Raw genomic sequence first — 13284 nt, forward strand, 5'->3', positions numbered from 1 at the left:
TAGAGGCGATCACTGACAGTCGGGCCTGACCTGCGAAAACGCCATGTGGGAGGGTGAGTTCGGCGGTGCGGGAGGACCCGTGCCGACAGATGCGAGAAGGCCGCGCACCGGGGGATGACGCCGATACGCGGCCCTGGGAAGAGCGTACGGGAGTTACTGGCCGACCCGGCCCGGCTGCAGGGTCCGGGTGAACAGCACGGTGCCGTCGTACTCGCGCAGACGCACCGTCAGTTCACCGCTGTCGCCGTCGATGTCGACCTCGCCGAAGAACTGGTAGCCCTCCGCGGGTGACACGTTCGAGGCGGTCGGCGCCTTGACGAACACCCGGTCGGGTCCGAACGTGCCGTCCAGCGCGTTGGCCGGGAAGGCGCCGGCGTTCAGCGGGCCGGAGACGAACTCCCAGAACGGCGCGAAGTCCTTGAACGCGGCCCGCGACGGGTCGTAGTGCTGGGCGGAGGTGTGGTGGACGTCGGCCGTCAGCCACACCGTGCCGGTGATCCTGCGGTGCTTGATGTACCGCAGCAGCTCGGCGATCTGCAGCTCACGGCCGAGCGGCGCGCCCGGGTCGCCCTGGGCGACGGCCTCGAAGTTAGCCTTGCCCTCGACCGGGTCGGGTACGACGAGCCCGAGCGGCATGTCCGCGGCGATGACCTTCCACACCGCGCGCGACCGGGACAGCTCGCGCTTGAGCCACTCCAGCTGCTCGGCGCCGAGGATGCCCTGCGGGTCGGTCGTCTGGTCGTCGGGCGAGTTGGCGTCGCGGTAGGTCCGCATGTCCAGGACGAACACGTCGAGGAGCGGGCCGTGGTGGTGGACGCGGTAGATCCGGCCGTCGGGACGGCCGCTGATCGTGGAGATCGGGAAGTACTCGGAGAACGCCTGCCGCGAGCGCAGCGCCATGTCGTCCAGCTTGGTACCGGCCGGGTAGGCGGTGCCGGTGCCGATGACCTCGCCCGGGTACCAGTTGTTGCGGACCTCGTGGTCGTCCCACTGGATGACGTTCGGGACCTGGGCGTTGAACCGGCGCAGCGCCTGGTCCAGCAGGTTGTAGCGGAAGTTGCCGCGGAAGTCGTCCAGGGTGACGGCGACATGCGACTTCTCCACGCTGGTGACGTTGCGGTACACGCTGCCGTCGGGCAGCGCCTGGGTCGCCGAGATCACGCCGTCGGCGTAGATGTTGTCACCACTGCAGAGGAAGAAGTCGGGGTCCAGCTTCGCCATCGCGTCGAAGATGCGGTAGCCGCCGATGGACTCGTTGATGCCCCAGCCCTGTCCGGCCAGGTCGCCCGACCACACGAACTTCACGCCCTGGCGGCGGCGAGCGGAGGCCGTCCGGAAGGTGCCGCTGACCGGTTCGCCGGTGCGGCGCGGGTCGTCGGGGTCGGCGAGCAGTACGCGGTAGTGGATCTGCTCGCCGGACGGCAGCCCGTGCAGCCGGGTGGTGCCGGTGAAGTCGCTGCCGGCGCCGAGCAGCGGGCCGTGCCACCTGCGGGCGTTGCGGAACGACTCGGTGGCCGAGGTCTCCACGATCATCCGGGCCGGCCGGTCCGAACGGACCCACACCAGGCCGGAGCCGGCGGTCACGTCGCCCGCCTGTACGCCCCAGTCCGCGCGGGGACGCCCGGACAGTGCGAACGCCGGCGCCGAACCGAGCGCCGTGGGCAGGGTCAGGGCCGCCGACGCGGCGAGGGAGCCGCGCAGCACGCTGCGGCGACCGGGGAGCGAAAGGGACATGGAAGGGCCTCCAGGACGGGATTCGGCCGATGTGCACAGCCACAACTACTGGGGCGCCGCAGCGCACACGGAAACCGCGGGTGAACAACGGACGGGCGCCGGAGGCGGGGCCGGCCGGGGCGCCGTCATCCTTGGAGAGCCTCCGCCATGAGCCGCACCCCCTCCCGGATCCGCGCCGGAGACAGCTGCGCGTACCCCAGCACCAGCCGTACGACGGAACCGTCGCCCCGCGCGTGCGTGCACTCGCCAAGGGGACGCACCGCGACCCCGGCCGCCGCCACCCGCTCCGCGAACCGGCTCTCCGGCCCGTAGGACTCGGGCAGTTCGGCGATCGCGTGCAGCCCCGCCGCGATCCCCGACACGCGCGCGTGCGGGAAGTGTTCGGCGAGCGCGGCGACCAGGACGTCCCGCCGTTCCCGGTAGGCCCGCTGGCAGCGGCGCAGTTGGCGGTCGTAGTCGCCGCGCTCCAGGAACCGTGCGAACGCCGCCTGGTCCAGAGCGGGGTGCCCCAGGTCCATGGTTCGTTTGCGGTCCACGACGTCGTCCGCCAGGGACTCCGGCACCAGCAGCCAGCCCAGCCGCAGTCCCGGCGCGAGGGATTTGCTGACCGACCCCATGTACGCCACACGCTCAGGATCGAGGCCCTGGAGCGCGCCGACCGGGGCGCGGTCGTAGCGGAAGTCCCCGTCGTAGTCGTCCTCCAGCAGCAGACCGTCCACCGAACGGGCCCAGTCCAGGAGCCGGGTGCGGCGCTCGGCGGAGTAGGCGATCCCGGTCGGGTACTGGTGGGCGGGCGTCGTCACCACCGCACGTACGCCCGCATCGAACAGGGGGCGCAGCGCCAGGCCCTCGTCGTCCAGCGGCAGCGGCACGGTGCCCATCCCGGCCGCCGCGTACAGGCCGTCGTGCTGCGGGCTGCCGGGGTCCTCCACACCGATCTCGCGCATCCCGCGCCCGTGCAGCACGAAGCCGAGGAGCGTCGCCGCCTGCGCCACTCCGGAGACGACCACGATCCGCTCCGGATCGGCGACCGCACCCCGGCGCCGGGCCAGCAGTTCGGCGAGGGCCGAGCGCAGCCGGGGCAGTCCGCGCGGGTCGGGGTAGCCGAGGTCGCGATGCGGCAGCTCCGCCAGCACCTCGCGCTGCGCGGCGGCCCAGGCGGCGCGCGGGAACAGGGCCAGATCCGGTGACCCCGGCACGAAGTCCACCCGGACACCGCGTGGGCGCGGCGCGAGGTCACGCGCGCGTGGCGATGCCGCCCGTACGGCACCGCCCACCCAGGTGCCCGCACCCCGGCCGCTGCGCAGGTAGCCCTCCGCCGCCAGCTGCTCGTACGCCTCCGTGACCAGTCCGCGCGACACCCCGAGGTCCTTGGCCAGCTCACGGCTCGACGGCAGCCGGGTGCCGGGCGCGAGCCGTCCCGCGCGGATCGCCTCGCGCAGGGCCGCCTGGAGGAAACGGCCACGCGCGCGTGCCGGTGCCGAGGCGGCCGGCAGCAACAGCTCCCACGCGGCGGAACCGGGCAGGGCGCCCGGATTGGTCCCCGATGACGTCATGGAAGTGGACCTTAATCCGGGCCGCCGGTGTTCCTAGCGTCGTCCTCGTGAACGCGACCATCACGCGCGGCGCCCGACTGACCGCGCTCGCCTACGTCCTCGTCGGCGGCTCCTTCACCGCGAACAGCGTGCTGGGCCACTACCCCTACGCGGGAGGACAGTTCGTCCGCTACGGGCTCGCCTGCGCGCTGCTCGTACCGTTCGCCGGGCCGGGCGCGGCCGAGCGGCTGCGCGGGCTCGGAGCGCGGGCCTGGCTGCGGCTGGCCCTGCTCGCCGCGGTCGGGATGGTCGGCTTCAACCTGGCGATCCTCGCGGCCGAGCGCACCGCGGAACCGGCCGTCCCGGGTGTCTTCGTGGGCTGTGCACCGGTGGTGGTCGCGGTTCTGGTCCCGCTGCTCGACGGGCGCCAGCCCCAAGGCGGGGTGTTCTACGGGGCGTTGCTGGTGGCCGTCGGCGCCTTCGCAGTCCAGGGCTGGGGGCGGACGGACCCGAGCGGGATCGCCTTCTCGGTGTGCGCGTTGGCCGGTGAGGTGGGGTTCGCGGTGCTCGCGGGACCGGTGCTGCGGGTGCTCGGGCCACGGCTGCTGACCGCCACGGTGTGCGCCCTCGCCGCGGTCGAGGCGGCGGTGGCCGGGGTCGCGCTCGACGGCGGGGCGTGGCTGCGCAGGCCCGATGCCGTGGAGACGGCCGCGCTGCTGTGGCAGGCGGGAGTCGTCACCGTCGTCGGTTTCGTGTGCTGGTACATGGGCGTCCAGCGGATCGGCACGGAGCGCGCGACGCTCTTCACCGGACTCGTCCCGCTCACGGCCGTCGGCACCGCCCCGCTCGTGGGAACGGGCTCCTACGGGCTCGCCCAGGCCGCCGGTGGCGCCCTGGTCGGCGCCGGTGTCGCGGTGGGCTCCGGGGCCCTGCCCGGTCTCGGCCGCAAGCGCCGCCGGCAGACGACCGACGGCATCCTGCCCCGCCTCGCCGACCGCCGCTCGGTGCCCGCTCGAGCTCAGGGCCCCGCTACAGCGCGCGCGGCCGACCACGGCACGTGGGATGCCGGTGGTCCGCGTCGTGCCGGTGGCGGCCGATCGACGGTTGTCCGCGCTCTGCGTCGTGCCGTTGGCAGCCGATCGTCGGTCGTCCGCGCTCTGCGTGGCGTCGTCGGCCGCCGCTTGTCGGTTGTCCGGGCTCTGCGTCGCGCCGTCGGCCGCCGCTTGTCGGTTGTCCGGGCTCTGCGTCGCGCCGTCGGCCGCCGGTCGGTGGGTGTCCGCGCCGTGTCGCTTCCCGGCCGTCCGTCAGCGGCTGCCGTCGAGGATGACCCGGGCGACCAGCGCCGGATCGTCGTTCATCGGGCAGTGCCCGCAGCCGGGCAGCCGGACCAGGCGGGCCTTGGGGATGATCTGCTTGGCCCGGACGCCCTGGCGGCGCACCAGCAGCATGTCCCGAGTGCCCCAGCCGACGGTGACCGGGATGCCGGGGACGTCGTCGGTGAACTGGACGGCGGAGCCCGACCGCAGGGTGTCGGCGAACCCGGTGGCGCGCGCGAGCGCGAGCGTCTCGGCGACCACGGCCTCGGGTGAACGGCGTGCCGGGCGGGCGTAGATGGTGCTGGTCAGGGCCGCCCGTCCGGCGGCCGTCCGGGACAGCCGCTCGACCATCGGAAGCGGCAGCCGCTCCGCGATCCGCCGCATGGCGATGAGCACACCGAACGCGTAGCGCCGCTCCGCCTGCGACCAGAACCCGGCGGGGGAGAGGGCGGTGACGGACCGTACGAGCTTCTCGCGGCCCAGTTCCAGGGCGAGCAGACCGCCCAGCGAGTTGCCCGCCACATGCGGCCGGTCCAGTTCCAGGGCCTCGAACAGGGCACCGAGTACGGAGTTGGTCGTCGTCAGGTCGTAGGCGAGGCCCGCGGGAAGACTGGGGGAGGCGCCGAAACCGGGCAGGTCCACGGCGATCACGTCCCGCTCGGTGGCGAGGATGTCCACCACCGGGTCCCAGGCCTGCCGGTGATGCCCTATGCCGTGGATCAGGACGAGCGGCTCGCCACGGCCCACGCGCGCGTACGAGACGGTCACGTCCTGCTGGCCGTGCGGGGTCGGGACCTTGAAGGAGACGGTGGCGGACATCGGGGGCTCCTCGGCTGGGACTTCGGCGGACGCCGTAGACAGCTTGTCAGCAATTACTACTGGCGGGTAGTCCCCGATGGGGCGTGTCGTGCATCCGCGGCGGGACCGGCTCAACGGGCCCTGCGCAGCTCCAGGTTGAAATCCGGGTGCCCGAAGCGCTGCATGAGGGTGAGCCACAGCGGCAGCCACATCTCCACCGCGCGCGACCCCTCGATCCCGCCCAGGTCCAGCACCCGCTCGGGCGGCCAGCCGAACTCCCCGAGCATCGCGGTCACCTGCGCCTTGGCCTCGGCGTCCGCGCCGCACACGAACAGGACGTGCTCGCCGGGCACCCGCGCCGGATCCACCATCACCTGGCAGTTGACGGTGTTCAGTGTCTTCACCACGCGCGCGTGCGGGAACGCCCGCTGGAGCTGCTCGCCGACGCTGTCCGACTCCACGGGGTCCAACCGCACCCGGCCGTCCTCGAACGACAGCGGATTGGAGACGTCCACGACGACCTTGCCGGCGAGATGCTCCGCGCCCGCCGCCTCCAGCGCCGCCAGTGCCACCCGGCCGCCCACCGCGTTCACGACCACCTCGGCGGCCGCCGCGGCCTCCGCGAACGTACCGACGCCCCCGCCCGTCTCGCGGGCCCACTCCAGTGCGGCCGGACTGTCCCCGGTGCGCGAACCCAGGGCCACCTCGTGCCCCAGCGCGACCAGCTTGCCGCCCAGTGTGCGGCCCACCTCGCCCGTGCCCAGTACCGCGTACCGCATCGGCCACCTCCCCGTGCCCGGACCGCCGGCCACCGGCGGTCCGCGGATCATTCTGGGCCGCGCGCTCGGTGGACGGACCGATTCCGCCCGGACAGGGGTGGAACGCGTCGTACGCGGGCGCCTGGACGGAGGTGGAACGCGTCGTACGGGGCGCCCGGACGGGGGTGGGACGCGTCGTACGGGGCGCCCGGACGGGGTGGAACGCGTCGTACGCCGCCGCCTGGACACGCGGGAACGTGTCGGATGGGATGGGGCCGTGACCGCCGACACCCTGACCGATGTCTTCGAGGAACACCGTCCCGTGCTCATGGGAGTCGCCTACCGCATGCTCGGCCGCGTGGCCGACGCGGAGGACGTGGTCCAGGACGCCTGGCTGCGCTGGTCCCGCGCCGACCGGGGTGACGTGCGCGAACCGCGCGGCTACCTCGTGCGCATCACCACGCGGCTCGCCGTCGACCGGTTCCGCCAGATCCAGGCGCGCGGCGAGACCTATGTCGGCCCCTGGCTGCCGGAGCCGTACGTCACCGACTTCGCCGCCACCGCCCCCGACACCGCCGAGCGCGCCGAACTGGCCGACTCCGTCTCCCTTGCCGTCCTCGTCGTCCTGGAGTCGCTGTCACCCCTGGAGCGCGCCGTCTTCGTGCTGCGCGAGGCCTTCGGATACCCGCACGCCGAGATCGCGGCCATGCTCGACCGGGGTGAGGCCGCGGTGCGGCAGCTCGCCGGGCGGGCCCGTCGGCACGTGGACGAGCGCAGGCCGCGCTACGAGGTCGACCCGGCCCAGCGAAGGGACCTGACCGAACGCTTCCTCGTCGCCGCGGCCGAGGGCGACCTGGAGGGGCTGATGTCCCTGCTCGCCCCGGACGTGCGCCTCGTCAGCGACGGCGGCGGCAAGGCGACCGCGGCGCTGCGCGTCATCGTCACCCCCGCCAAGGTCGGCCGGTTCCTCCTCGGCGTCGCCCGCAAGGAAGGCGCCGGGCTGTCCTTCCGGTTCCTGGAGATCAATGGCGGACTCGCCGTGCTCCTCCTGGCGGAGGGCGAGCCGGACAGCGTCCTCCAGCTGGATGTCGCCGACGGCCTGGTGCGGACCGTCCACATCATTCGCAACCCCGACAAACTGCGGTCCCTCGCGGACCTCTGATCCCCATTTCCGGGTGGCTCCCGTCGGGCGACGGGAGGTTTGCCGCCATGTCACGAAAACGACCTCGCGCGAACGCCTCGTGAACGCTGTATGGCACCGCTTTCTATGCGTAGGCCAAGGGATCGAGGATTGGTCTTGACCAAGGGTGTGCGCCGCCCTATGGTCGCAGATAAGTACAACAACCTTTAATAAATAAGGGCGCTAAAACGCCCGCCGGACCACGGCGATTGCGGAGGACAGGGTGGGGACCACGCAGCTGGAATCGGTGCCGGAACCGAAGTACTGGCATCTCAAGACCGTGCTCAGTGAGGCACTCGACTCGGAGTTCTCGGTCGGCGAGATCCTGCCCAACGAGCGCGACCTCGCCGCCCGCTTCGGCGTGGCCCGTGCCACCCTCCGTCAGGCCCTCGAACAGCTCGAACTGGAAGGCCGCCTGCAGCGCCGCCGTGGCGTCGGTACGACGGTCGCGCCGCCGCGCATGGGCGTGGCCGTGGGCACCGACCAGGACGCCTGGCCGGGCGCCCCCGACGACGCCTGGCAGTCCGTGGACTGCGCCCTCGCGGCGCCGCCCGCCGCCGTCGCGACTGCCCTGGAGACCGGCGCGGACGAGCCCGTGCACATCGTGCGCCGCTCCCGCGTCTCCCACGGCCAGCCCGTCGCCGCCGAGCTGCTCTACATCCCGGCGTCCTCGGTCCCGGACCTGACGGCGATCGACGCGCCGTCCGGGGCGGCACGCGCGCGTGCGGTGCTGCGCGAGCTGCAGCGCCTGGAGCTGGAGGGCCAGGACCGCGCGGTGGAGCTCGGCTCGGCCCGCGCGGACGACGCCAAGGAACTCGACCGGCTCCCCGGTGCCCCGGTCCTCGTCGTCACCACCCGATTCCTCGCCGAAGGCCGCACCGCCGCGCTGTCCGTCGCCACCTACCGGGCGGACACCTGCCGGCTGACCTTCGGCGACACCGGAGGCGTCGAGATCCACCACGGCCCCGAGCGCCAGGCCTCGTAGTCACCGTCTCGTAGCCGCTGCCTCGCAGCCAGTGCCTCGTAGCCACCGCCCGGGAGTCACCGTCCCGGACGGCCCGCGCCCCGGAACTCCTCCGGGGCGCGACGCGTTTTCGCGGACAGCGTCTCAGCGCCGTGCGGTGACCGTCCCGTCCACCGCGAACAGCTGCTCCTCCACATGGTCCAGGGCGAGTCGCAGCGCCCCCGTCGGCACCGCCGCCTCGCCGAGGAGGGAGAGGGTCACTTTCGGCGGACGCAGACAGTAGCGGGCGAGTTCGCGGCGCAGCGGCTCCAGGACGCCGTCGAGGCCTGCCGCCCAGCCGCCGATCACCACCAGCTCCGGGTCCAGCGCCAGGACGAGCGCGGCCACATCGTGCACCAGCCGCTGGATGAACCGGTCGACGGCGGCCCGCGCTCGCGCGTCCCCCTTCCGGGCGAGCGCGAACACCTCGGCGACCGCCTGCTCGTCCAGCGGATGCAGCGGCTCGTCGGTGGTGGACAGCAGCGTCTCCGGGGTCACCTCCCGGCCCAGCAGATGCAGCGCGCCGATCTCCCCGGCCGCCCCGCCGTACCCCCGGTGCAGCCGCCCGCCGATCAGCGAACCGGCCCCCGGGCTCAGCCCGGCCATCACCATCACCACGTCGTCGGACTCGGTGGCGGCGCCCTTCCAGTGCTCGGCCACCGCCGCCGCGTTGGCGTCGTTCTCCACCAGCACCGGGCACTTGAAGGACCGGCTCAGCCGCTCGCCGAGGCGCAGCCCCGTCCACTGGGGCAGCGCGGTGCCCAGCCGCACCGTGCCGTCCGCCTCGACGATGCCCGGCGTACCGACCCCGACGGCCCGCAGCGAACTGCGCGGCACCCCGGCCCGGCGCAGCAGTTCGGCGACCGCGGCACGCAGCCGCTCCAGCCGCTCGTCCGCGTCGGCCGTCTCGTCCACGTCCTTGGCCTGTGCCCCCAGCACCCGCCCGTCCAGGTCGGCCAGGAGCGCGGCGACCCGGTGCGCGCCTATCTCCAGGCCCAGCAGATGTCCGGCCTCGGCCCGGAACCGGAACCGTCGCGCGGGCCGCCCCTGCCGTCGGGTGGCGCCTTCCTCGGCAGCCTTCTCGACGACCAGACCGCCTTCGATGAGCCCTTCGACGACCCCCTCGACGGTCGGCCTGGACAGCCCGGTCACCCGGGTGATCTCGGTGAGCGTCGCGCAGTCCGTGGCACGCAGCGCGTGCAGCACCACCGCGGAATTGATCCTTCGCAGCAGAGACGGATCACCGCCGGTCAGCCCCGCCAACGTCCGTCCTCCCAGCTCGCCCTGCGTGTTGGCCGGATCGTACTTCGGTACCGACGGCCCCGGCGAGTGTCCGGAGCCCCCGACCTGACGGAGATCCGCGCTCAGCGGGGCGCGACGAAGCCCGACTCGTACGCCGCGATCACCGCCTGGGTACGGTCCCGTGCCCCGAGCTTCGCCAGCACGGCCCCCACATGGGACTTCACGGTCTCGGTGCCGACGACCAGCTTCCCGGCGATCTCGGCGTTGGACAGCCCCTGTGCCATGAGCCGCAGCACCTCGGCCTCCCGCTCGGTCAGCCGCGCCCCCGCCAGCGCGTCCCGCCCGCCGCGCTCCCCGTACCGGGCCGCGAGCTGCCGTACCGACGCGGGGAACAGCAGCGACTCACCCTCGGCGACCAGCCGTACGGCGTGCACGATCTCGGCCGGGCGGGCCCGCTTCAGCAGAAACCCGTCGGCACCCGCGCGCAGCGCCTCGTACACGTACTCGTCGTCCTCGAACGTCGTCACCACGAGGATCTTGGGCGGCTTTGCCACCGTGCGCAGCACCGCGCGCGTGGCCGCGATCCCGTCCAGCAGCGGCATCCGTACGTCCATCGCGACCACGTCCGGCCGCAGCTGCCGCACCAGCGGGATCACCGCCGCACCGTCCGCCGCCTCCCCGACCACCTCGATGTCGGGCTGCGCCTCCAACACGGCACGCAGACCCGCGCGTACGAGCGGTTCGTCATCGACGAGGAGCACGGTCACCGGCATCCGGCCAGCGTAGATCAGCCCATCGGCAGCTCGGCGTGCACCTGCCAGTCGCCCTCGTCAGGACCGGTCCGCGCGCGGCCCCCGAGCAGGGCCGCGCGCTCGCGTATCCCGCGCAGTCCGCTGCCCCGTCCGGGCCCGGGTACCGCCGCGGTGAGCGGATTGCGGACCTCCAGCACCAGGACCCCGTCGGCCACGGCCACCCGGATCCGCACCGGCACGTTCCCCGCATGCCGCAGCACATTGGTGAGCGCCTCCTGGAGGATCCGGTAGCCCTCCCGGGAGACCGGGCCCGGCAGCGTCTCCAGCGCACCGGTGACCTCCGCGTCGACCTTCGCGCCCGAGGCCCGCGCCGACTCCAGGAGCCGGTCGGCGTCGGCCAGCGTGGGCCGCCCGCTCACCGGCTGCCGCGACTCACGCAGCACGCCCAGCACCCGTTCCAGATCCTCCAGTGCGCTGCGGCCGGTCTCCTCGATGGCGGCGAGCGCCCGGTCGGTGAAGTCCGGATCCCCCGCCGCCCGGGCCGCCCCGGCCTGTACGACCGCCACCGTCAGGGCGTGCCCGATCGAGTCGTGCAACTCGCGCGCGATGCGCGTGCGTTCCAGCAGTTGCTCGGTGCGCTCCTCCAAGGCCGCGAGCCGCTCCGCCGCGGACGGACCGAGCAGCCACCGGGCCAGCGCGGTGATCAGCTCCCCGAACCCGACGACGGCCCCGTACAAGGCGATCAGCGGGAGCGGCACCAGCAGGGCGTACGCCCAGTGCGGACGCAGGGTGTCGAGGAGCGGAATGCCGCCGGACTCCTGCCCCGCCGCGAGCCGGGCGAGGTCGAACGCGATGGCCGGCAGCCACACCGAAGCCAACGCGCCCGCAGAGCCGAGGACCATCCGCGCCTCCAGCCACAGCACGGTGCGGCCCCGGTCCCGCCAGGTCGCCGACGGCGTCTCCGAGATCTCCGAGTGCTCCTCACCAGGCGTGAGCAGCAGCCGGGCCTGCACACCCTCGCCCCGGCGCACGGCGGGGATCAGCCCGACCGGAATCAGCACCAGCGCGGGCACCCAGGGCGTCGAGGGGTCGACGAAGAGCCACAGGCCGACGACGAGCAGCGGCACCCACAGATGCAGCAGGCGGGTGTACGTCGTCCCCCGCAGCAGCGGGCGCAGAAATCGGGCCATGCGCACAGCCTGACAGGCCCCGCCGACAACACGCCTCCCCCGAGCGGGGGAGAGCATCTCCACCGGCGGGGGAGGATCACAACCCCCTTGACCAGCCACGCTGTTGGCCATGACCAGTATCGACGTGCACGACCTCACCAAGGAGTACGGCGGCCGCCGGGCCGTGGACCACCTCACCTTCACCGTCCGCCCCGGCCGGGTCACCGGCTTCCTCGGACCCAACGGCGCAGGCAAGTCCACCACCCTGCGCCTCGTCCTCGGCCTCGACCACCCCACATCCGGAACCGCCACGGTCGGCGGCCGGCCCTACTCCGAACTCCATGAGCCCCTGCGCCGGGTGGGTGCCCTCCTCGACGCCGACGCCGCGCACGGCTCCCGCACCGGACGCGACCACCTGCTCGCCCTCGCCGCGAGCAACCGCATCCCGGTCCGCCGGGTCGACGAGGTGCTGCAGGAGACGGGACTCGCCCCCGCCGCCCGCCGCCGGGTCAGGACGTACTCCCTGGGCATGCGCCAGCGGCTCGGGATCGCCGCCGCCCTGCTCGGCGATCCCGAGGTGGTCCTGCTGGACGAGCCCTCCAACGGCCTCGACCCCGAAGGCATCGTCTGGATCCGCCGGTTGCTGCGCCGGCTGGCGGCACAGGGGCGCACAGTGCTGGTCTCCAGCCACCTGATGAACGAGACGGCGTCCTTCGCGGACCACCTCGTCGTCCTCGGCCGCGGCCGGCTCCTGGCCGACACCCCGGTCCGGGACTTCATCCACGCGCGCGTGCGGCCCGGGACGAGGATCCGCACCAGCGACGACGAACGCCTCGGCGGACTGCTCGCCCGGCACGGATACGCGGCGGACCGCGGCGCGGACGGCACCTGGACCGTGCGGCACGCGCGCGTGGAGGACCTCGGCCGCCTGTTGGCCGACGCTGCCGTACCCGTTCTCGAACTCGCCCAGGAGGAGGCCACCTTGGAGCAGGCCTACCTCGATCTGACGTCGGCAGAAGCCGAGTTCACCGCACACCACCACCAGGAGGCCTGACCATGCCCTTCCGGCCCGTACTGCACGCCGAGTGGATCAAGATCCGTACGCTCCGCTCGCTCCTGGGCACTCTGTCCGCGGTCCTGCTCGCCACCGTCGCGTTCTCCGGGCTCGCGGCGACCGGGTCCGACCGCACCGACCCGCTCTTCTCCGTGTTCCTCGGCGTGTCCTTCGGGCAGATCGCGGCGGTCGCCTTCGGTGCGACGGCCGTCTCGTCCGATTTCCGGGGCGGTGCGCTGCGGCTGGCCCTGTCCGCGGTGCCGGACCGGCGCCGGTGGTTCGCGGCGAAGGCCATGGCGATTGCGCTTCCGGTGTTCGCCGTCGGGCTTGTCACCGGGCTGGTCACCCTCGTGCTGGGCAGGCTCCTGCTCGGGGCGGACGGGCCGACCTGGGCGCAAGGAATGCGCGGGGCACTGGGCTGCGGGGTCTATCTGACCCTGATGGCCCTGCTCGCGGCGGGACTCGCGGCCGTGCTGCGCAGCGGTACCGCGACGCTGGGCGTCCTGATCCCGTTCCTGCTGACCGTGTCGTTCGTGATCGGCGACATGTCCGGTTCCGTGGCGGACGTTCTGCCGGACAGGGCCGGGCAGGTGGTGCTCCACACGTCGTGGGACGGCCCGTTGGGACCGTGGAGCGGGCTTGCGGTGACCGCGGTGTGGGCGGCGGCCGCACTGCTCGCCGGCGCCCGGAGCCTGCGCCGGCGGGACGCCTGACAACCGGCCAATTGTCAGTGGTACCCGCTT

The 13284-nt window shown here is 73.3% G+C and carries 11 protein-coding genes and 1 pseudogene; 5 read left to right on the plus strand and 7 right to left on the minus strand.

What is annotated here, in order from left to right:
- Window positions 1-153: 153 nt before the first annotated feature.
- Window positions 154-1734 (minus strand): alkaline phosphatase, encoded by a 1581-nt coding sequence (locus tag EDD90_RS44630; RefSeq protein WP_123978761.1) that lies wholly within the window; start codon window positions 1732-1734, stop codon window positions 154-156.
- A 125-nt stretch (window positions 1735-1859) separates the two neighbouring features.
- On the minus strand, window positions 1860-3290 hold the full coding sequence (locus EDD90_RS44635; protein ID WP_123978762.1) for a PLP-dependent aminotransferase family protein: 1431 nt from the start codon (window positions 3288-3290) through the stop codon (window positions 1860-1862).
- A gap of 47 nt (window positions 3291-3337) precedes the next feature.
- Here EDD90_RS44635 and EDD90_RS44640 point away from each other — a divergent pair.
- Window positions 3338-4201 (plus strand): annotated as a pseudogene (locus EDD90_RS44640) (EamA family transporter); the annotation flags it as partial.
- A 372-nt stretch (window positions 4202-4573) separates the two neighbouring features.
- Here EDD90_RS44640 and EDD90_RS44645 read toward each other — a convergent pair.
- Window positions 4574-5404: an alpha/beta fold hydrolase gene (locus EDD90_RS44645; RefSeq protein WP_123978763.1), complete on the minus strand. Its 831-nt coding sequence runs from the start codon at window positions 5402-5404 to the stop codon at window positions 4574-4576.
- A gap of 110 nt (window positions 5405-5514) precedes the next feature.
- Entirely contained in the window at window positions 5515-6162 is a 648-nt protein-coding gene (locus EDD90_RS44650; protein WP_123978764.1) for an NADPH-dependent F420 reductase, read from the minus strand.
- 256 nt (window positions 6163-6418) lie between these two features.
- On the opposite strand from EDD90_RS44650, the gene EDD90_RS44655 reads away from it, so the two are divergent.
- Both EDD90_RS44655 and EDD90_RS44660 read left to right on the plus strand, forming a co-directional pair.
- A complete protein-coding gene (locus tag EDD90_RS44655; RefSeq protein ID WP_123978765.1) occupies window positions 6419-7303 on the plus strand; it encodes an RNA polymerase sigma-70 factor in 885 nt (294 codons plus the stop codon).
- A 241-nt stretch (window positions 7304-7544) separates the two neighbouring features.
- Window positions 7545-8306, plus strand: a complete 762-nt coding sequence (locus EDD90_RS44660) for a GntR family transcriptional regulator (RefSeq protein WP_123978766.1) — start codon at window positions 7545-7547, stop codon at window positions 8304-8306.
- Between the two features lie 123 nt (window positions 8307-8429).
- Here the strand turns inward: EDD90_RS44660 and EDD90_RS44665 are convergent, their stop codons facing one another.
- From EDD90_RS44665 to EDD90_RS44675, 3 genes are all read right to left on the minus strand, one after another.
- Window positions 8430-9587 (minus strand): ROK family transcriptional regulator, encoded by a 1158-nt coding sequence (locus tag EDD90_RS44665; protein ID WP_123978767.1) that lies wholly within the window; start codon window positions 9585-9587, stop codon window positions 8430-8432.
- 101 nt (window positions 9588-9688) lie between these two features.
- The gene (locus EDD90_RS44670) at window positions 9689-10339 is read right to left on the minus strand and encodes a response regulator transcription factor (protein WP_123978768.1); all 651 of its coding nucleotides are present in this window, start codon (window positions 10337-10339) and stop codon (window positions 9689-9691) included.
- 14 nt (window positions 10340-10353) lie between these two features.
- Window positions 10354-11508 (minus strand): sensor histidine kinase, encoded by a 1155-nt coding sequence (locus EDD90_RS44675; protein WP_123978769.1) that lies wholly within the window; start codon window positions 11506-11508, stop codon window positions 10354-10356.
- A 109-nt stretch (window positions 11509-11617) separates the two neighbouring features.
- Between EDD90_RS44675 and EDD90_RS44680 the strand changes: the two genes are divergently transcribed.
- Window positions 11618-12541, plus strand: coding sequence for an ABC transporter ATP-binding protein (locus EDD90_RS44680; protein ID WP_123978770.1), 924 nt, complete (start codon window positions 11618-11620; stop codon window positions 12539-12541).
- Window positions 12542-12543: 2 nt separating this feature from the next.
- Entirely contained in the window at window positions 12544-13254 is a 711-nt protein-coding gene (locus EDD90_RS44685; RefSeq protein WP_123978771.1) for an ABC transporter permease, read from the plus strand.
- Window positions 13255-13284: the final 30 nt, after the last annotated feature.

This window comes from Streptomyces sp. Ag109_O5-1 (assembly GCF_003814875.1).
Lineage (GTDB): Bacteria > Actinomycetota > Actinomycetes > Streptomycetales > Streptomycetaceae > Streptomyces > Streptomyces sasae.